At 59.3% G+C, this 18,501-nt stretch carries 20 protein-coding genes and 1 tRNA gene; 6 read left to right on the plus strand and 15 right to left on the minus strand.

Annotated features, from left to right (window positions below; translation table 11 throughout):
• Positions 1–152: 152 nt before the first annotated feature.
• Positions 153–404 carry a hypothetical protein gene (locus BK667_RS22805; RefSeq protein ID WP_123598979.1) on the plus strand — a complete coding sequence of 84 codons (252 nt, stop codon included), beginning with the start codon at positions 153–155 and terminating at the stop codon, positions 402–404.
• 66 nt (positions 405–470) lie between these two features.
• On the opposite strand, the gene BK667_RS22810 is transcribed toward BK667_RS22805, so the two are convergent.
• From BK667_RS22810 to BK667_RS22830, 5 genes are all read right to left on the minus strand, one after another.
• Positions 471–545: transfer RNA gene (locus tag BK667_RS22810), tRNA-Gln, on the minus strand.
• Between the two features lie 87 nt (positions 546–632).
• Positions 633–1,751, minus strand: a complete 1,119-nt coding sequence (locus tag BK667_RS22815; RefSeq protein ID WP_123598980.1) for an agmatine deiminase family protein — start codon at positions 1,749–1,751, stop codon at positions 633–635.
• Between the two features lie 20 nt (positions 1,752–1,771).
• Positions 1,772–2,869, minus strand: a complete 1,098-nt coding sequence (locus BK667_RS22820) for an extracellular solute-binding protein (protein WP_123598981.1) — start codon at positions 2,867–2,869, stop codon at positions 1,772–1,774.
• 2 nt (positions 2,870–2,871) lie between these two features.
• Positions 2,872–3,780 (minus strand): N-carbamoylputrescine amidase, encoded by a 909-nt coding sequence (gene aguB, locus BK667_RS22825; protein ID WP_123598982.1) that lies wholly within the window; start codon positions 3,778–3,780, stop codon positions 2,872–2,874.
• Between the two features lie 3 nt (positions 3,781–3,783).
• Entirely contained in the window at positions 3,784–4,836 is a 1,053-nt protein-coding gene (locus tag BK667_RS22830) for an agmatine deiminase family protein (protein ID WP_123598983.1), read from the minus strand.
• Between the two features lie 134 nt (positions 4,837–4,970).
• Here BK667_RS22830 and BK667_RS22835 point away from each other — a divergent pair, with 134 nt between their 5' ends.
• Positions 4,971–5,825, plus strand: a complete 855-nt coding sequence (locus tag BK667_RS22835; RefSeq protein WP_123598984.1) for a LysR substrate-binding domain-containing protein — start codon at positions 4,971–4,973, stop codon at positions 5,823–5,825.
• Between the two features lie 147 nt (positions 5,826–5,972).
• Positions 5,973–6,230 (plus strand): DUF2790 domain-containing protein, encoded by a 258-nt coding sequence (locus tag BK667_RS22840; RefSeq protein WP_123598985.1) that lies wholly within the window; start codon positions 5,973–5,975, stop codon positions 6,228–6,230.
• Between the two features lie 54 nt (positions 6,231–6,284).
• Here the strand turns inward: BK667_RS22840 and BK667_RS22845 are convergent, their stop codons facing one another.
• The 5 genes from BK667_RS22845 to BK667_RS22865 form a co-directional block, all read right to left on the minus strand.
• A complete protein-coding gene (locus BK667_RS22845; RefSeq protein ID WP_123598986.1) occupies positions 6,285–7,220 on the minus strand; it encodes a LysR family transcriptional regulator in 936 nt (311 codons plus the stop codon).
• 164 nt (positions 7,221–7,384) lie between these two features.
• The gene (locus tag BK667_RS22850) at positions 7,385–8,341 is read right to left on the minus strand and encodes an aldo/keto reductase (protein WP_123598987.1); all 957 of its coding nucleotides are present in this window, start codon (positions 8,339–8,341) and stop codon (positions 7,385–7,387) included.
• A 70-nt stretch (positions 8,342–8,411) separates the two neighbouring features.
• On the minus strand, positions 8,412–9,839 hold the full coding sequence (locus BK667_RS22855) for an efflux transporter outer membrane subunit (protein WP_123598988.1): 1,428 nt from the start codon (positions 9,837–9,839) through the stop codon (positions 8,412–8,414).
• Between the two features lie 20 nt (positions 9,840–9,859).
• A complete protein-coding gene (locus tag BK667_RS22860) occupies positions 9,860–11,308 on the minus strand; it encodes a DHA2 family efflux MFS transporter permease subunit (RefSeq protein WP_123598989.1) in 1,449 nt (482 codons plus the stop codon).
• Entirely contained in the window at positions 11,305–12,435 is a 1,131-nt protein-coding gene (locus tag BK667_RS22865; RefSeq protein WP_123598990.1) for an HlyD family secretion protein, read from the minus strand. The genes BK667_RS22860 and BK667_RS22865 overlap by 4 nt, the downstream gene beginning before the upstream one ends.
• A 257-nt stretch (positions 12,436–12,692) precedes the next feature.
• Here BK667_RS22865 and BK667_RS22870 point away from each other — a divergent pair, with 257 nt between their 5' ends.
• Positions 12,693–13,316 (plus strand): TetR/AcrR family transcriptional regulator, encoded by a 624-nt coding sequence (locus BK667_RS22870; RefSeq protein WP_123598991.1) that lies wholly within the window; start codon positions 12,693–12,695, stop codon positions 13,314–13,316.
• A gap of 12 nt (positions 13,317–13,328) precedes the next feature.
• Positions 13,329–13,874 carry a G/U mismatch-specific DNA glycosylase gene (gene mug / locus BK667_RS22875; protein ID WP_123598992.1) on the plus strand — a complete coding sequence of 182 codons (546 nt, stop codon included), beginning with the start codon at positions 13,329–13,331 and terminating at the stop codon, positions 13,872–13,874.
• Here mug and BK667_RS22880 read toward each other — a convergent pair.
• A complete protein-coding gene (locus BK667_RS22880) occupies positions 13,833–14,768 on the minus strand; it encodes a Ppx/GppA family phosphatase (protein WP_123511591.1) in 936 nt (311 codons plus the stop codon). The two genes, mug and BK667_RS22880, sit on opposite strands and share 42 nt — an antisense overlap.
• Before the next feature lie 190 nt (positions 14,769–14,958).
• Here BK667_RS22880 and ppk2 point away from each other — a divergent pair, with 190 nt between their 5' ends.
• Positions 14,959–15,876 carry a polyphosphate kinase 2 gene (gene ppk2, locus BK667_RS22885; protein WP_123598993.1) on the plus strand — a complete coding sequence of 306 codons (918 nt, stop codon included), beginning with the start codon at positions 14,959–14,961 and terminating at the stop codon, positions 15,874–15,876.
• 253 nt (positions 15,877–16,129) lie between these two features.
• Here ppk2 and map read toward each other — a convergent pair whose 3' ends face one another.
• From map to BK667_RS33645, 4 genes are all read right to left on the minus strand, one after another.
• A complete protein-coding gene (gene map / locus BK667_RS22890) occupies positions 16,130–16,918 on the minus strand; it encodes a type I methionyl aminopeptidase (protein ID WP_123599021.1) in 789 nt (262 codons plus the stop codon).
• An 8-nt stretch (positions 16,919–16,926) separates the two neighbouring features.
• The gene (locus tag BK667_RS22895) at positions 16,927–17,178 is read right to left on the minus strand and encodes a ParD-like family protein (RefSeq protein ID WP_123598994.1); all 252 of its coding nucleotides are present in this window, start codon (positions 17,176–17,178) and stop codon (positions 16,927–16,929) included.
• 779 nt (positions 17,179–17,957) lie between these two features.
• Positions 17,958–18,080: a hypothetical protein gene (locus BK667_RS33640; RefSeq protein ID WP_259698153.1), complete on the minus strand. Its 123-nt coding sequence runs from the start codon at positions 18,078–18,080 to the stop codon at positions 17,958–17,960.
• Positions 18,081–18,198: 118 nt separating this feature from the next.
• Positions 18,199–18,321: a hypothetical protein gene (locus BK667_RS33645; protein WP_259698154.1), complete on the minus strand. Its 123-nt coding sequence runs from the start codon at positions 18,319–18,321 to the stop codon at positions 18,199–18,201.
• Between the last annotated feature and the right edge of the window lie 180 nt (positions 18,322–18,501).

Raw genomic sequence — 18,501 nt, forward strand, 5'->3', positions numbered from 1 at the left:
GGCGAGCTGTCAGCGGCTTCGATGGAGGCGATTTTCGGCGTTTATCCGACAAAGAAGAACTCGTCATTCTTGATTGTGACTATTGCTTGAGCCGATAGTTGTGCCCCAGGCAGACTGCTTGACCGCCCGACTACAACTAAAAGGATTTCCCCGTGCGCACTTTTGACCTGATCCGCGATGCCGTCCTGCCAGAATTCCGCGACCGGGTGGCGGAATACCTGATCGAGTACGAAACCGTACTGGGTGAAAACGCGCCCGATTCGGAACGCGTGCGCACCACGGCCCATCAGTTGCGCGGCTATTTACGCGGCCTGAACACCACGCGGGTGTTGGGGATGGCGGATTGGGAAGAGCTGGATCGGCGCATCGTCGGGACGTGGCTGACGCGCCACACTCAGGAATAAGCCACCCGACGGCGAACAAAAAAGGGGACAGATCATTCGATCTGTCCCCCTTTTTTATCAGGAATATGGCAGGGGCGGCTGGATTTGAACCAACGCATGGCAGGATCAAAACCTGCTGCCTTACCGCTTGGCGACGCCCCTGCAAGAGCGGGCGGAAATTTATCAACTTTCTCGTCGTCTGGGAAGCCCCCGCTCAATATTAATTTGTTTTAAAACAGCCACTTGTCACTAGACGAACGGTTGATGACTGGTCACACAGTGAATACCGCCGCCACCGGCACTGACGGCATCGATGTTGAGCTGTACCACTTCGCGGTCCGGGTAGAGTCCGGTCAACAGCTCAAAAGCCTTGGCGTCTGCCGCTTTGTCACCGAACTCAGGCGCAATGATCGCCCCGTTGATCACAAAGTAATTGATATACCCCGCCGCAAAGTCCGGGTTGTTGCGGTTGAATTTGCTTTTGCGCGGGTTCAGCGGTGGCGACACGGTGTGCACCTGAAGCTTGCGGCCATCGGCGTCCGTGGCGTTTTGCAGAATCTGCAAATGCGCACGGGTGACCTGGTAATCGTAAGACTGAAGATCGTTGTCGAGGTTGGCGATCACCACCCCTGGCTTGACGAAACGTGCATAGAAATCAACGTGGGCGTCGGTGATGTCCTTGCCCTTGATCCCCGGCAGCCAGATGATTTTGCGCAAGCCCAGGCGCGCTTTCAGTTCTTGCTCGACCTCGGCCTTGCTCCAGTCGCGGTTGCGGTTGCTATTGATCCAGCTGCTTTCGGTCATGATTCCCGTGCCGTGACCGTCCACTTCGATGGCGCCGCCCTCGCCCACCAGTTCGCTGCGCAGATAATCGGCTTCTGCGTTGTTCGCGACCAGAGCCGCCAATTTCGCATCCTTGCGATGCTGCTGCTTGTTGCCCCAGCCGTTGAAGTTGAAATCCACTGCGCCCAATTCGCCCTGCCCATCGACGACAAAGTTGGCGCCGATGTCGCGCATCCAGATGTCGTCGAGCTCGGTGATGACGTAGGTGATGTTGCGAGTGCCGCAATGTTTTTCGGCCAGCTCCCGCTCGCGCTGGCGACAGAACACGGTCATCGGTTCATAGCGGGCGATGGTGCGGGCGATCAGGCCAATGGCGGCTTGCACGTCGGCGGTGAAATCCTCCCAGATGGCTTGCTGAGCGCCGAACGCGATGAAGGCCCGTGCGTGTTTATCGCCCTCATCCGGCATGTGCCAAACGCCGGGTGTCGCCGCTTGCAGGAGCGACGGCGTCAGGCCCATGGAGACGGCGGCGCCCAAACTGGCGACGACCGAGACCTGTTTGATGAATTCGCGACGCGTAGACATGTATGGATTCCTTTCTGAAGTCATTTCGCGGTGGCCGTTTTGAACTTGGTCCAGGTGCGCATGCGTGCGCGCATATCGGATTGAGGAATGTCCTTGCCGGGAATCAGCCGCGCATAGGTGGCCTCATCAAGGTAAATATCCGGGTTGTTGCGCATCGCCGCATCGACGCTCGGGCGTGCCTTGGCATTGGAGGTGGGATAGCCGGTGAAGTTACTGATGGCGGCCATGTTCTGCGGGCGCATGACGAAGTTGATGAACGCATAGGCGTACTCGGGATGTTTGGCATCGACCGGAATCGCCATGGTGTCCATCCACACCGTCGTGCCTTCATGCGGAATGCGGTACTGGAACGAGGTGTTCTTGCCGGCACTGTCCGACGTCCGTTGCGCCTGGGTCATGTCACCGCTGTAACCAAGGGACACGCACAGGTTGCCGTTCACCAGATCGGTCACCGGTTGCGACTGGAACTTGCGAATGTACGGTCGCAGCTTCATCAGCAGATCACTCGCCGCCGTCAGGTCTTCAGGCTTGGCACTGCGCGGCTCACGACCGAGGTAATTGAGCACCACCGCCAGCACTTCGTCCGGCGAGTCGATCATCGAGATGCCGCAATCGGCAAATTTGGCCGCCAGTTCGGGTTTGAACAGCATGTCGAGGCTATTGACCGGCGCATCCGGCAGGCGCTGTTTGATCTGCTCGGCATTGTAGGTCAGGCCAATGGTGCCCCAGGTGTAAGGGACGGTGGCTTTGCTCGAATATTCGTAATGGCTGCGCAGCTTCTGCAAGCCCGGCTCGATGTCATCCAGGGCCGTGAGTTTCGAGCGGTCCAGCGGCAGCAGGCTACCGGCGCGCATCAGGCGTTCAGACACGGTGTCGCCGGGGAAGATCAGGTCATAACCACTGCCGCCAGCGAGCATCTTGGCTTCCAGGGTTTCGCTGCCATCCATGACGTCGTAGATCACCTTGATCCCGGTTTCGGCGGTGAATTTGGCCAGCGTGTCTTCGGCAAAATAGTCGGCCCAGTTGTACAGCCGCAGGGTTTTCTCCTCGGCGTGCAGCGACGGCGCGGCACATGCCAGGGTCAGGGCCGCGAGCATCAATTGGTTGGCAACACGCATGTTCAAACCCCTTCAGTAGCCCAGCGAGAATGGAGATGACGGCCGTCCTGGCTCAACAGCGCGCCGTACATGTCCGGACGGCGGTCGCGGTAGATGCCCCAGCTCAGACGCTCGTCGCGCATGGCAGACAAATCCAGGCTGTGTACGAGCACACCGGTGCTGTCACGGTCGGCCTCGGCAAGCAATTTGCCTTTGTGGTTGCAGATAAACGACGAGCCATAAAAGCTCATCTGCAAGGTCGGATCGGTGGTCGCCGCTTCTCGGCCGACGCGATTGGACGCCACCACCGGCAACAGATTGGCCGCCGCATGACCGCGCATGGTCATCTGCCAATGGTCACGGGAATCCAGCGTCGCACAGCCCGGTTCAGAGCCGATGGCCGTGGGAAACAGCAAGACTTCGGCGCCCATCAACGCCAGGCAACGGGCGGTTTCGGGGAACCACTGATCCCAGCAGATCCCCACGCCGATGCGCCCGAACGCCGTGTCCCACACCCGGAAACCGGTATCGCCGGGGCTGAAGTATTCCTTCTCCTGATAACCGATGGCGTTGGGGATGTGGGTCTTGCGATACACCCCCAGCAGACGCCCATCGGCATCCGCCACGCTCAAGGAGTTGAAGTAGGCATTGCCGGCCTTCTCGAACCAGCTCAATGGCAGCACCACCTCCAACTCCTTGGCCAATGCGGCAAAGCGCTTGAGTACGTGGCTGTCCCGATAGTCTTCGGCCAGCGCCAGGTGCTTGTGGCTTTGCTCGATGCAGAAATACGGCGTGGCAAACAGTTCTTGCAGCAGGATGACTTGCGCGCCTTTGTCCGCCGCCTCACGCACTAACTGCTCAGCCTGATCGAGGTTGTGTTGCAGGTCCCAGGTGCACGGCATCTGGGTGGTGGCAATCGTCAACAGGGTCATGGCTCAACCCTCCACTGGCCAGGCGGGCTGTTGCTGGGTGATGCAATGCACCCCGCCGCCGCCATGGGCCAGGTGATTGATCCGTACCGGCACCACCTCGCGACCCGGGAACGCCTGAGCCAACACCTCGGCCGCCGCGTGGTCGGCGTCGATGCCATAAGCCGGCATGATGATCGCGCCATTGGCGATGTAGAAATTGGTGTAGGAGGCACAGAACACTTCGGCTTCAGTGTCCACGGCGTCGGTGGCTTCGAACAGTTCGATCAGCTTGAATTTGCGGCCCTGGGCATCGGTGGCCAGTTCCAGGGCACGCCGATTTTCCCGAGCCACTTCGGCGTACACCGATTGCTTGTCGTGGGTCGCGTCCACCAGCAACACGCCGGGTCGGGCGAAGGCGCAGACGCCATCGACATGGCCGTCAGTCATGTCGCCGGTCACGTAATCCGGGTCACCCGGGAGCCAGATGGTTTTCTTCACCCCGAGCAAACGGCTGAAGATGTCTTCCATCTCGGCCTTGCTGGTGTCCGGGTTGCGATTGGCGTTGAGCAACACCGATTCGGTGGTGATCAGTGTGCCTTCGCCATCGACATGAATCGCCCCGCCTTCGTTGCTCAACTGTGTGCCGAAGCACGGCACGCCGAGGTGATTGAGTGCCCGGCGCGCCAGGCTTTCGTCCAGGTCGTGGGCCGACTTGCCGCCCCAGGCATTGAAACGCCAGCTCACCCCGGCCAGGCCTTGTTGCGGATGGCAGACGAAGCTCGGGCCAGAGTCCCGGCACCAACTGTCATTCACCGCCAACGGGATCAATTCGATGTTGCGACCGCACAGCGCCTTGGCACTGGCGACAGCCGACGGATCAACCACCATTTTCACCGGTTCGAAACGGGCGATGGCATTGGCCACTCCGGCGAAATCCTCTTGCACCTGCGCCAGGGTCACGCGCCAACCGGATTCCCAAAGTGCCTGGTTGTGTGGCCAGACCATCCAGGTCGCGGCGTGCTTGACCCACTCTGCCGGCATCATCCAGGCACTGTTCTGATTTTTATCTTGCTGCATGACAAACACCTTTTAGTTAAGTCATTGTGTTCAATGAAAACTGCCTCGATGGGCCTGACATGCATGCTACGGCTGTGAAATCGGGCGAACAAACGATGGATTTAGTGGAAAACTGATTAGAGGAACTTATCGATATGCTCAAGCACTGGCCCCCACTCAGCACCCTTCGCGGCTTTGAAGCCGCAGCTCGACTGGGCAGTTTTCACAAGGCCGCCGCCGAGCTGAACCTGACCCAGTCGGCCATCAGCCAGCAGATCCGCAGCCTTGAGGCGTACCTTGAGCAACCGTTGTTTTTTCGCAGTGGCCGCAGCGTCAGCCTGACCGATGCCGGTCACGACCTGCTCAGCACCACCCAGGCGCTGTTGCAACAATTGGCCGTCGGCATTCGTCGCCTCGGGCAGTATCAGAAACCCAATCAACTGGTGCTCAACACCACGCCAGCGTTCGCCCGCCACTGGCTGCTCCCACGCCTGGGGGATTTTCGTCGCCGGCATCCAGACGTTGATTTGTGGATCTACAGCACCGATGAAGTCCCGGACATGACCACCCAAACCATCGACGTCGCGGTGCGCGATGACATCAGCTCCCAAGCCGAGTGCAGCTTCAAAGTGCTGCACACCGACCGCCTCTATCCGGCGTGTCACCCGAGCGTATTGGCGCTGCCGCAGGAACAACGCACCACCCTGCACGGCGAGCGGGAAATGGACTGGAATCACTGGGCGGTGGAGGCTGGCATTGATGTCGGCCAGCAGGATCAGGGGCTGAACTTCTCCGATCCCGGCCTGTTGCTGGACGCGGCGTGTGCGGGCTTGGGTATCGCGCTGGTCAGCGAATTGTTGAGTTGTCAGGCCCGCGCCAATGGCTCGTTGCAACCGTTGGTGGAGCAAACCATTCGTGGCCCGAACTGGGCGCTGCTGACCCATCGTGACAGCGAGAACAATGCGCGAAGCTTCAGCGAGTGGTTGCTGAATCAGTTGGAGGCGGCGTAACAGCGCTATTCATGTGGAATCCGGCAACAGTGTTTGTCCAGTGCCCCGCTGTTTGGGGGAAGGTCAAACACCTAGCATCGTCTCTACCCGGTGAGCAAACAGCTCCCCGAGGTAAACAACTAATCCTTGGACGAGACGGTGAACATCATGAAACTTTCAAGTGCTGCGATTCTTTTTGCTCTGATCGGTATCGGCGCCCCTGCGTTTGCAGATGACGCGACCAGCAACACCCCGGTCGAAAGTTATAGCTACGGCATGAAACTCGACATTCAAAAAGTCATCTCGATTTCCGATACCGCCGATAAATGTGGCCCGGTGCCGACCCAAATGACCTATGAAGACTCCCAGGGTCAACGGCACGTTCTTGAGTATTCAATCATGGGCACTGGCTGTTCGAACGGTTGAGCCCGGTGCAGACGATGGAGGGTCGACACTCCATACCTGCGCTGCCAATGACGATTACTTCTTTGATGAACCGACAACTTTTGCATCTGCGGCCAACATGCCCGGAATGTAATCCTTAAGAAACTCCACCCATGTCCTTATCTTCGCGTCCACGAACTTGCGTGACGGGTAGATCGCAAACAGATTCAACTCTTCCAGATGGTATTGCCGCAGTACGCGCACCAACTTGCCGGCTCTCAAGCCATCGACCGCCGAGGCAATCGGCTGAATCCCAATCCCCATCCCGCTGAGTATGGCCACGGTCATGGCGTCCGCCGTGTTGACATGAATGGGCGACTCGGGAATCGTCACGGTTTCCACCCCTTCCGGACCCTCGAATGCCCAGTTTTCAACCGGCATTACTGTATTCACAATCCTCAAGCAATCATGTGAAGTCAGCGCCCCCGGCGAATCGGGATTTCCGCGTTTCTTCAGGTACGCGGGCGACGCGCAAAGGATGCTGTAGGTGACGCCAAGCCGTTGCGCGACAAAGCCTGAGTCGGGTAAATCCCGGGCCAGGACAATCGACATGTCGTAGCCCTCCTCCAGCAAATCCGGCAGGCGATTGGTCAGGGTCAAATCGAACATGACCGAGGGATGGGTCTCGCGGTATTTGGCGATGGCGTCGATCACGTAATGATTGCCGATGGCGGCCATCGCATGAATCTTCAACCGGCCAACAGGCATGACCTGAGCCGTGCCTGCCTCTTCATCGGCCTCGCGGACCTCGTCCAGAATCCTCTCGCAGCGCTGCAAGTAACGTTGGCCAGCTTCGGTCAAGGCCAGGCGTCGGGTGGTGCGGTTGATCAGGCGTGTTTGCAGCCGGGCTTCCAGGCTGGAAACCGCTTTAGATACGTTGGTTGTGGTGGTGTCCAACAGGTCGGCGGCGGCGGTGAAGCTGCCGCTTTGCGCGACAGCGATGAAGACCCGCATGGTTTGGAAAACATCCATCGTTTTGCCTCAACGGTATGGCCAAAAAAAGGTGATTAGTGATTATTGTGGGAGCGAGCTTGCTCGCGATAGCGGTCGCCCAGTCAACATCAATATTGACTGATAAATCGCCATCGCGAGCAAGCTCGCTCCCACAGGGTCGGTGTCAGTCCAAGTGATCGGGTTTACTCAGCTTTCTTGCGTGGAATAAACCCAGGCACACCGGTTTCCACCACCGAGTTGAAGCGCACCCGGGTGGTGATGTCTTCCTTGATCTCACGCATGGCCCGTTGCGGCAAGGTCTCGATATTGATGTTTTCCTGGATATGGCTCGGTGTCGCCGACGTGGTCAGAAACGCCACGCCACGCTGCACCGCCCAAGCCAACGCCACTTGCGCCGGGGTCTTTTGCAGGCGCTTGGCGATGCCGGTGATCACCGTGTCTTCCAGGACGTTCGGCTCCATGCCATGGCCCAGCGGCGCAAACGCCAGGAGGATGATGCCGTGTTGCTGACAAAACTCCAGCAGTTCCCATTCCGGCAGATACGGATGGGATTCCACCTGCACGACGGCGGGTTTGATCCGGGCCACCGCCACGATCTCTTTCAAAGCGTCCAAGGTAATATCGGACAAGCCAATCGACCTGCACCGACCTTCATCCACCAGCCGTTCGAGCGCGCGCCACGTCTCAATCAACGTCACGCCTGAATCGTAGATCACATGCCCAAAAGCATCCCTCGGATCCTGGTTGTCGCCGGGTTGAAAAGCAAACGGCGTATGGATCAGGTAGCAATCAATGTAGTCAACTTGCAGGCGTCGGCAACTGGCTTCAAAAGCAGGTTCGACGCGCTCGGGACGGTGGTTGGTGTTCCACAGCTTCGTGGTAATGAACAAATCCTCGCGACGGATCGTGCCCGCCTCCAGCACTTCCTTCAAAGCAACTCCGACCAGGTCTTCATTGCGATAGCGCTCGGCACAATCGAAATGGCGAAACCCGGCGTCCAGCGCATGTTTGACCGCTTGGGTGGTCACGCCGAGATCGCGAAACAGCGTGCCGAATCCTACCGCCGGCATCTCGACCGAGCCGTGATTCAGCGGGAATCGGGTATCGCGAAGTCCATCGTGAAAGGCTTCATATGACATGTCTTTACTCCACAACTTGGGGCCGCAGCCGTTATTGATACGAAAGTTTCGGTGCGTCGCGAGACGCGACTTACTGCTCGAACACACCGACAGAATTACCGCCGAGCGCCACGTACAGCCGCACCGTGTCGAGGTACTGCGCCGTCTTCACGCGGATTTGCCCCAGCAACGCCTGCTCATAGGCACGTTCCGCTTCCAGCACTTGCAGGATGCTGTTCTCGCCTTGGGCGTAGGCTTGCTGGTTCAAGCGAAAACTGCTGTCAGCGGCGCGCAGTGCGTCTTCTTGGGCAAGGTTTTGCTCGGCGTCGTGATTGATCGCTTGAAGGGTGTCCGCGACCTGGCCGAACGACTGGATAACGGTCTGCTGGTAGCCGGCGAGAGACGCTTGGTAGCCATCGACGGCAGCCTGACGTTCAGCCTTGAGGGTGCCGCCATTGAAGATCGGTGCCGTCAGTCCCGCCGCAAAGCCCCACAGCGCAGCGCCGCCATTGCCGGAAGCCGCTTGCGCCAGTGATGCCGAAAGCTCGATATGGGGATAGAGGTTGGCCGTCGCGACGCCCACCGCCGCGCTGGCCATGTGCAGTTCAGCCTCGGCTTGCAGGACATCCGGCCGGTTGCGGGCCATCTCCGAGGGCAAACTGACCGGCACGTTGGACGGCAAGGCAAACTCGGCCAGTTCGAACTCAGGCGCGACCCAGTCAGCCGGGCCCTTGCCCGTCAGGATCGACAGCGCATGACGTGCCGAATCCCGTTGCTGCGCGAGGGGCGGCAACAGCGTGCGGTCCTGAGCGAGCCGGGTTTCGGCCAAGGACACGTCGATCTGGGTCGTCGCACCATTGGCGTGGGCCGCGCGTACCAGTTCAAGGTTTTTGCTGTCATTGGCCAACAGTTTTTCGACGGCTTGCATCTGCGCGTTGGCGGACGCCAGCAACAACGCCTGGCTGGCGACATCGCCGGTCAACGTCAGGTACGCCGCTTCGTAGCGATGTTTCTGCAACTGCGTAAACGCTTGTTGTTGTTCCACCAGACGCTTGTTGCCGCCGAACGCATCCAGGTCGAAACCGACCCGAGGCCCGATTGCGTAAAAGTTGGAAACGGTCGGCTCTGGCCCGTTATGCGTACGCTGACGACCCGCCTGGGCAGCAAAATCCACCTGCGGATAAAGCGCCCCTTCCGCCGCCGCGACCGAGGACGCCGCTTGGCGAATGGTGGCGTCCGCTGCTACGAGTTCAAGGTTGCCGTCGATGGCCCGCCGCACCAGCGCGTCGAGCTTCGGTGAACGGAAAGCGGTCCACCAATCACCGTTGATTCTCTTGCCGTAGCCGATGCGTTGAGCGAGTTGCTGTTCGGCCTGTGGGTCATAGTGCTGCGACTCGCTGGCTGCTGGCGTCTGAAAGTCAGGGCCGACGGTGCAGGCGGACAGGAACACCATAAACGACATCGCACCGACCATCCTGGGGAGCGGGTGTCTGTTGATGAAAAGCGTATGAGATTTCATTGGGCACACTCCACGACAAATCAGTAGGTCGGAACGGGTTTGCGAAGAAAGACCACCAGCGGACTCACCACCAGCATCGCCACCATCAGAATCTTGAATTGGTCGATCACCGCGATAAAAGCCGCCTGGCCGGTGATCATTTCGTTGAGTCCCGCCAGTGCTTGCAGGGACGGCATCGCGGCGCGATACGGCGTTATATTGCTGGCCAGCGCCAGGTGCATCGCTTGGGTGTTGTTGAAGAAAAACAGCTGCACAATCGCCACGCCGAGGGTGCTGCCGTAGACCCGGGACAGATTGAACAGACCGGTGCCTTCCGGGCGCAGCGCTGGGTCGAGGGTGCTGAACGCGACCTTGGTCAGCGCCGGCATCAAGATGCCGATACCGATGCCCTGAACGGCGCCAGCGACGGCCACGGGCGACCAGTCCATCAGCGGCGAATAGCCGAGCATCATCCAGTTGGCATACACCACCAAAGCCACCCCCGCCGCGACGAACAACCGACGGTCGAAACGCTCGGGAACGCGACCCATCAGCAGGAACGCGCCGACCAGTCCGATGCCGCGCGGGATCGTCAGGGCACCGGTGGTGTCAGGCGGATAGCCGAGAATCTCGTCGAGCATCGGCGAGGTCAGGGCCATGGTCGACAACAGCACAAAACCCACGGCGAAAAAGATTACCGTCGACAGCACGAAATTGCGGTCGTCGAACAAACGCTTGTTGAGGAAATGCACCTTGGCGGTGAACACATGCACCGCGAACAGGTAGAACCCCAGCGCACAGCCCAGCGCTTCCAGCCAGATTTCGGTCGAGGCAAACCAGTCCAGGCGCTCACCGCGATCGAGCAACATCTGCAGGCTGATCAAGCCCAGCGTGAAGGTGCCGAAGCCGAAGAAGTCGAACGTCGGGGGTTTCTCGGCCTTCTTCTCGGTGAGCAACAACGCCATCGCCAGGAAGATAAACGCCGACAATGGCAGGCTGAGGTAGAAGATCGGGCGCCAGCCGAAATGTTCGCCGACCCAGCCGCCGATGCTCGGGCCGCTGACGATGCCCAGCAGCACGATGGCCGTCCACGTCGCGCCGAATTTGGCACGCTTGGGCAGTGGCAAAGTCTCCATGGCAATCGCCATCGACAGCGGTGCCAACACGCCACTCGCCAGCCCTTGAACAATCCGCGCGCCGATGAATTCCAGCGGGGTCGTGGCTCGCGTCACGAGCAGCAAGCCAAGGACGAAGCACGCCAGCACGACCTGATAAACCCGCTTCAAGCCATAACGTGCGGCGAGCCATTGCGCGACCGGTAAGGTGATTGCGCTCGCTGCCAGGTACGAGGTGAATATCCAGCCCGCCTGGTCGTCAGTCATCGACAGGCTGCCCTGAATCAACCGCAGTACCGCATTCGGCAAAGGCAGGTTCGCCGACTGCATGTAGGTCGCGAGCAGCGCGGCGAACCTTAATGTCCGCGTATTCATCTGAAATTCCCCGCCGTCAGCAACGATTTCAGTGGACGCCACCACGGCGAGCGAAACCCGGTATCGACCTTGACCGTGGCGCTGGTCCCCGAGAACAGCGGCAGCGCTGGATCGGCCTCATCGAGTTCAAGACGCACCGGCACCCGCTGGACGACCTTGACCCAATTGCCGGTGGCATTTTCCGGCGGCAACAGGGCGAAATCCGCGCCGGCACCCGGGCTCATGCTGGTGACGTGGGCCTTGAAAACATGGTCAGGGTAAGTGTCGATGCTGATCGTCGCTTCCTGGCCCGGGCGCATGTGGGTGACGTCGGTTTCACGGAAGTTGGCCTCGACCCACACCTCGCGATCAGACAGCAACGCAAAGGCTGGCGCGCCGTTGTTGACGAAGTTGCCCACCTGCAAATCGTCGACCTTGGCCACGATGCCATCGTCCGGCGCATACACCGTTGCGTACGACAGATAGAGCTGCGCCTCGTCGAGCTGAGTCTTGGCCTCGCGCACCGTGGGGTGGCTGTCGGCTTCGATTTTCGGATCACCGTTCAAGGCAACCACGGTGCTGGCGATCTGTTGTTCGATCGATGCGATTCGCTGCCGGGACACTTTGAGGTCGGTGTCTGCGCGCTCATAAACGGCGCGGGAGACGAACTCGGTGGCCACCAGCGCTTTCTTGCGGGCAAATTCTTTTTGGTCGAAATCCGCCGATTCCCTGGCCGATTGCAGTTCGGCCTGCTGCTGGCGGTAGCTGGCCTTGAGGCCATCGATGCGCAGCCGCGCGACGCTCAGTTGCGCCTGTGCACGGTCAACCGCGATCTGCAACGGTTTCGGGTCGATGCGAAATAGCACCTGGCCTTTGTGCACCGGTTGGTTGTCCTCGACGGCAATCTCGACGACTTGCCCGGAAATCCGCGCATTGATCGAGGCTTTGGCCACCCGGGCGTAGGCGTTATCGGTGGTGACGAAGGGTTCGCCGGCCACGTAATGCGCATAGCCAACCACCGCTAACAGCGCAGGAAAACCCAGCATCAGCAGCGGTCGCAGTTTCTCCTTGAGGGGCTTCTTGATGGGCAGGTCCGGGCCTGGATGCTCGATGGCCTGTGTCGCTGAGATGTCGAACTGTTTAGTCATGATCGAATGCACCTATAACCGGGTTATCGGGCTACACCTGCAAAAGTTGCCTGCGCCCTGAAGTCATTAATTGCTGTGAGAAAGCAAGACCGTGTGCGGTCTGGAGGATCGCTCCACCGCACCTGTTTCGTCGCCGCAACACCCAGTTCGAGCTCCGCTACAACAAACCTGAAGCCAAGGAATTTTTGGTTCCTTAATTTTGTGCGATGATGTAAGAATATAGACGCACCCACCTTCCATCAAGAGTTTTATACGACATGGCACAAAAAAAGATTACCGAAGGAAAAGGTCGCGGCCGCCCCCGTGCGTATGATCCGCAAACGGCCCTGCAACAAGCGCTGGGGGTGTTCTGGAGCACCGGCTATTCCGGCGCTTCACTGGACAGCATCGCCACCGCCGCCGGCATGAATCGCCCCAGCCTCTATGCGGCTTTCGGCGACAAACACGCGCTGTATATCAAGGCGCTTGAGCAATATTGGGAATTTGCGGCGGCGGCCATGCACGAGGCGCTGACGGACAGCCGCTTGACCTTGAGCGAGGCGCTGATGCGTTTCTACGAGGGGCAGTTGTCGATCTACTTCTCTGGCGAGGGCCAACCACGGGGCTGTTTTGCGATTGGTACGGCGACTACCGAAGCGGTCGAGGATCAGGAAATTCGCGACGTGCTTTCCGATCGGTTGAGCCGACTGGACGCCGATCTCGAAACCCGTTTACAAGCGGCAGTCCGCGCCGGCGAACTAAAAGAAGGCGCAGACCCCGCCGCCCTCGCCGTGCTCGCCTCCTCCCTGCTGCACAGCATTTCGATACGCGCGCGGGCAGGCAAATCCCGGGATGAATTGACGGAGCTGGCGCGCAATGCGGTCGGCGTCATCTGCGGATGAGAGGCTTTTAAGGTGGGACTCGAAGACATTCTGGCCGAGCAACTGGCCGTGGTTTTCTGCGGCATCAACCCGGGAATGACCGCCGCCGCCCAGGGGCATCACTTTGCCGGCCGCAGCAACCGCTTCTGGCGCACGCTGCATCTCGCGGGTTTCACGCCGCAGCAAGTGCGCCCGGAAGACGACCGGACAATCTTGCACTACCAGTGTGGATTAACCGCCGTGGTTGACCGGCCCACGGCGCGGGCGGATCAGCTGTCGCAACAGGAATTCGCCGCTGCCGCCGTGAACTTCGAACAGAAGATCAGGCGTTATGCGCCACGCTGTGTGGCGTTTCTCGGCAAAGCGGCGTATTGCGCGTTATCCGGTCAACGAGACGTTGCCTGGGGGCTGCAGCCGAAGACATTTGGTGGTGCGGCGGTCTGGATCCTGCCCAATCCGAGTGGACGAAATCTGGCGTTTACCCTGGATCAATTGGTGAACGCCTACCAACAACTTCGGGCGGCGGTAGACGAGCATTCAATGCTGACTCATCAACCCATGCATCACCCCAAACCGTAACCCCGGTTCGGACGGCGTCATGTGCGAGATGCCAAACACCTTGAATGCCGCCAGCATCACCACCAGACCGCCGGGCAAGATGCTCAGCCGGTGCGTTTGCAACCCGGCCAGTTTGAGTTGTTTGACGTGCCCGACTTCCAGCAGGCGCAGCGACAGGCGCAACAGTCCGCCATAGGTGATGCCGCTTTGGCCATCATCGTTCAGGCCGTTGGCCTTGAGCACTTTGGCCAGCATCCGCGCGGTGCCGGAAGAGCCGATGGTCTGCTGCCAACCCAGCGCTCGATAACGCCGGGCGACTTTTTCAAATTCCAGCGAGGCCACGCGCTCGGCCTCCAGCAGCGCCTGAGCGGTGATACGCCCGCCATGAAAGTAGCGGGAACCGAACGTGCCGCTGCCGATAGCAATGCTCTCGGTCACCAGCGGCTGAGTCCCGCGCCCCAGAATCAGTTCGGTAGAGCCACCGCCAATATCCACCACCAGGCGCTGACTCTGTGCCGCCGGTAGCGTGTGGGCGACACCGGCATACACCAGATGCGCCTCTTCCTGCCCGGAAATCACGTCGATTCGAAACCCGAGGTGTCGCTCGGCGCTGGCCAGAAACAGTTGCGCATTGTCGGCTTCGCGCACCGCACTGGTGGCCACCGCCCGCACCCGGCACGTTTCAAAACCACGCAACTTTTTGCCAAATCGCGCGAGCGCCTGCCAACCCCGATCCAGCGCCAACTCATCCAGCGCCCCGCCCTGGAATCCCTCGGCCAGACGCACCGGCTCACGCAGGGTTTTCACTTCCTGGATGACGAACTGCTGATTCCGCCGTACCGACTGGCCAATCATCATGCGAAACGCATTCGACCCCAAGTCAATGGCCGCGAACAGAGAGGCGTCACCTTTCATGGTAGGGATTCCTGGCAGATTCATTAGCCCGCAAACGGGGCCTTCAAGACGGTTTGTGAAGAGCTTGCCATGACATAGGTGACACGAAGATGACAGCGCCTGCGCAACGTCCTACAGCCTTTTCGTCACCACTTCGTCATATCTCCCGGAATACCATCGTCAGTGCCACCTTCCACGGGAGCCTCCCACCATGCTTGCCAACAACGACACCCTGATGCAGCGGATCCATCGCGAGCTGCTCGATCACCGCGACGAAGAACTGGAGCTGGAACTGCTGGAGGACGGCCACGACCTCGATGAGCTGTTCGACGGTCACGTCGACGACGGCAGCGAGAAGGAAGAAAGACGACGCTATTTCAGCGAACTGTTCCGCCTGCAAGGCGAATTGGTGAAGCTGCAAAGCTGGGTGGTCAAGACGGGTGCCAAAGTGGTGATTCTGTTCGAAGGACGCGATGCCGCGGGCAAGGGTGGCGTGATCAAGCGCATTACCCAGCGGCTCAACCCTCGGGTTTGCCGGGTCGCCGCCCTGCCCGCGCCCAATGACCGCGAACAAACCCAGTGGTATTTCCAGCGTTACGTCTCGCACCTGCCAGCGGCAGGCGAAATCGTGCTGTTCGACCGCAGTTGGTACAACCGCGCCGGGGTCGAAAAAGTCATGGGATTTTGCAATGACGATCAGTACGAAGAGTTTTTCCGCACCGTGCCAGAGTTTGAGCGGATGCTCGCCCGCTCGGGTATTCAGTTGATCAAATACTGGTTTTCCATTTCCGACCAGGAACAAAACCTGCGCTTTCTCAGCCGCATTCATGACCCGCTCAAGCAGTGGAAACTCAGTCCCATGGACCTGGAGTCCCGTCGGCGCTGGGAAGCCTATACCAAGGCCAAGGAAATCATGCTCGAACGCACCCACATCAGCGAAGCGCCGTGGTGGGTTGTGCAGGCCGATGACAAGAAAAAAGCGCGACTCAACTGCATCAACCACCTGCTCGGGCAAATGCCCTATGAAGAGGTAGAACACCCGACGATCGAACTGCCCCAGCGCGTGCGCCAGGAAGATTATTCCCGCAGCCCGACGCCACCGGAACTGATCGTGCCGCAAGTTTACTGATCGTCATCAATCTGTAACCTGACGCCGTCAATACTCAGGCCATACAACGCGTGCTTTTTTTTATTGCTGCCTTAACCGGCGGCATTTTTTTTGCCTGTCGATTTGCAGCACATGCTCAAGACTGCCTGAAACATGTGTGGGAGCGAGCCTGCTCGCGAAAGCAGTGTGTCAGGCAACATCAATGCTGACTGACACTCCGCTTTCGCGAGCAGGCTCGCTCCCACAAAGGGACTTGTTGCGTATCTGAAAGTGTTTACGGGGCGGGATAGCCTTCAACCTGATCCGGCCACGCGGTCAACACTTTGAAGCCGTCATCAGTGACCGCCACCATGTGCTCCCACTGGGCCGACAGCGACAGATCCTTGGTCACCACCGTCCAGCCATCGGCCAGGGTTTTCACATGGCGTTTGCCGGCGTTGAGCATCGGTTCAATGGTGAAAATCATCCCGGCCTTCAGTTTCAGACCCTGGCCCGGAAAGCCGTAATGCAAGACCTGCGGCTCATCGTGATAGACCTTGCCGATACCGTGCCCGCAATATTCGCGCACCACACTGAAGCCGTCACGCTCGGCCACGCTCTGGATCGCATGGCCAATATCGCCCAGCGTCGCGCCGGGGCGTACCACGCGGATGCCTGCGCACATTGCCTCATAGGTGGTCTGCACCAGGCGTCGTGCTTGCGGGCTGGGTTCACCGACGAAGTACATGCGGCTGGTATCGCCGAACCAGCCATCCTTGACCACGGCAATATCGATGTTGACGATGTCGCCGTCCTTCAGCACCTGGGCTGAAGGGATGCCGTGACAGACCACTTCGTTGACCGAGATGCACACGGTTTTCGGAAAGCCGTGATAGCCGATATTGCCCGCAATGGCTTTCTGCACGTTGACGATGTAGTCGTGACAGAGCCGGTCAAGCTCGTTGAGGCTGACCCCGGCTTTGACGTGGGGCGTAATCATCGCCAGCACTTCGGCCGCCATCTTGGCTGCCACGCCACTTTGGGCAATTTGCGCCGGGGTATTGATCACCACGTCTGTCTTCATTGCGCGGTTCATAGCGCGGCTCCTGCGGTGGCTTGGGATTCATCGGCAAGTGCGCACACTTGTTGCAAATCGAGGCCACCGGTCTGTTCGGCGCGGATCAGCAAACGGCAAATGTCGTTGTGATCCAGATCGGGGTGTAACTCGGCGAGCATGCCGATGCGCATCCAGTGCTCAGCCTGGGCATTGATCGAGCGACTCAGCGCATTGCTGGCGACGCGCAGATTTTCGTGCATGTCTTCTGAAATTTTGACGATTCCCACAGGTCCATCCGATACGAAGTGTATATGGTTCGTATACTAGTTGAATCCTCACGGAGATCGCAATGGCCGATAGCGTTTTTCCGTCCTGCGGCGCTTTCGCTTGGGCACAATCGATCTAAAAAGACTGGCCCGGGCCTGGGACTTTTTGGCTATTCTGAAATGGTAGGTGAAGACGCAGACTGATGCGCAAGAGGATAGCGAGGAAGCGTGGGGCGCGCTCCGAAGGGTACACGGTTAGAAAGATCTCCGCGCTGAGATCCAGCCCTTATGCCGTGTGAGGCAGTGAAGCACAAAACTTCGCTGTGAGAGGCCTGATAAATCTCGTAAGCCGGAGACCAGCACCGGCCACCTACTCAACTTCAACTATCAAAGCCCGCCCCGTGCGGGCTTTTTCATGGCTGCGTGTTCAAGCTTGCTCGCGATATCAAGGCCAACCCTCCATCCCCTGTAGGAGCAAAGCTTGCTCGCGAAGGCGTCAAACCTGACACACCACAGCGTTATCGTTCATCGCGAGCAAGCTTTGCTCCTACGGTGAAGGCGTCAGGTCAGACACACCGCGTTATCGTTCTTCGCGGGCAAGCCTCGCTCCCACAGGTTCGGTGTCGTTGGGAGTCTTGCGGCCGTCACTGGCCCGCGCCCACAATTGTTTGGTGTTGTTCACAAGATTTGCGGCATCGCCTGTCCCTGTAGGAGCAAAGCTTGCTCGCGAAGGCGTCAAACCTGACACACCACCGCGTTATCGTTCTTCGCGAGCAAGCTTTGCTCCTACGGTGAAGGCGTCAGGTCAGACACACCGCGTTATCGTTCTTCGCGGGCAAGCCACGCTCCCACAGTGGTTCGGTGTCGTTGAGAGTCTTGCGGCCGTCACTGGCCCGCGCCCACAATTGTTTGGTGTTGTTCACAAGATTTGCGGCATCGCCTGTCCCTGTAGGAGCAAAGCTTGCTCGCGAAGGCGTCAGGTCTGACACACCACCGCGTTATCGTTCTTCGCGAGCAAGCTTTGCTCCTACGGTGAAGGCGTCAGGTCAGACACACCGCGTTATCGTTCATCGCGAGCAAGCCACGCTCCCACAGTGGTTCGGTGTCGTTGGGAGTCTTGCGGCCGTCACTGGCCCGCGCCCACAATTGTTTGGTGTTGTTCACAAGATTTGCGGCATCGCCTGTCCCTGTAGGAGCAAAGCTTGCTCGCGAAGGCGTCAAACCTGACACACCACCGCGTTATCGTTCATCGCGAGCAAGCTTTGCTCCTACGGTGAAGGCGTCAGGTCAGACACACCGCGTTATCGTTCTTCGCGGGCAAGCCACGCTCCTACACCGCCCCTT

It is taken from the genome of Pseudomonas frederiksbergensis (assembly GCF_003732705.1).
GTDB classification, from domain to species: domain Bacteria; phylum Pseudomonadota; class Gammaproteobacteria; order Pseudomonadales; family Pseudomonadaceae; genus Aquipseudomonas; species Aquipseudomonas frederiksbergensis_F.

What these genes read in the sequence shown, in the direction of transcription:
- BK667_RS22815 (WP_123598980.1), bottom strand. Translation starts at nt 1,751, where the DNA reads ATGTCTACGCGTCGCGAATTCATCAAACAGGTCTCGGTCGTCGCCAGT.
- BK667_RS22820 (WP_123598981.1), bottom strand. Translation starts at nt 2,869, where the DNA reads ATGCGTGTTGCCAACCAATTGATGCTCGCGGCCCTGACCCTGGCATGT.
- aguB (WP_123598982.1), bottom strand. Translation starts at nt 3,780, where the DNA reads ATGACCCTGTTGACGATTGCCACCACCCAGATGCCGTGCACCTGGGAC.
- BK667_RS22830 (WP_123598983.1), bottom strand. Translation starts at nt 4,836, where the DNA reads ATGCAGCAAGATAAAAATCAGAACAGTGCCTGGATGATGCCGGCAGAG.
- BK667_RS22835 (WP_123598984.1), top strand. Translation starts at nt 4,971, where the DNA reads ATGCTCAAGCACTGGCCCCCACTCAGCACCCTTCGCGGCTTTGAAGCC.
- BK667_RS22840 (WP_123598985.1), top strand. Translation starts at nt 5,973, where the DNA reads ATGAAACTTTCAAGTGCTGCGATTCTTTTTGCTCTGATCGGTATCGGC.
- BK667_RS22845 (WP_123598986.1), bottom strand. Translation starts at nt 7,220, where the DNA reads ATGGATGTTTTCCAAACCATGCGGGTCTTCATCGCTGTCGCGCAAAGC.
- BK667_RS22850 (WP_123598987.1), bottom strand. Translation starts at nt 8,341, where the DNA reads ATGTCATATGAAGCCTTTCACGATGGACTTCGCGATACCCGATTCCCG.
- BK667_RS22855 (WP_123598988.1), bottom strand. Translation starts at nt 9,839, where the DNA reads ATGAAATCTCATACGCTTTTCATCAACAGACACCCGCTCCCCAGGATG.
- BK667_RS22860 (WP_123598989.1), bottom strand. Translation starts at nt 11,308, where the DNA reads ATGAATACGCGGACATTAAGGTTCGCCGCGCTGCTCGCGACCTACATG.
- BK667_RS22865 (WP_123598990.1), bottom strand. Translation starts at nt 12,435, where the DNA reads ATGACTAAACAGTTCGACATCTCAGCGACACAGGCCATCGAGCATCCA.
- BK667_RS22870 (WP_123598991.1), top strand. Translation starts at nt 12,693, where the DNA reads ATGGCACAAAAAAAGATTACCGAAGGAAAAGGTCGCGGCCGCCCCCGT.
- BK667_RS22880 (WP_123511591.1), bottom strand. Translation starts at nt 14,768, where the DNA reads ATGAAAGGTGACGCCTCTCTGTTCGCGGCCATTGACTTGGGGTCGAAT.
- ppk2 (WP_123598993.1), top strand. Translation starts at nt 14,959, where the DNA reads ATGCTTGCCAACAACGACACCCTGATGCAGCGGATCCATCGCGAGCTG.
- map (WP_123599021.1), bottom strand. Translation starts at nt 16,918, where the DNA reads ATGAAGACAGACGTGGTGATCAATACCCCGGCGCAAATTGCCCAAAGT.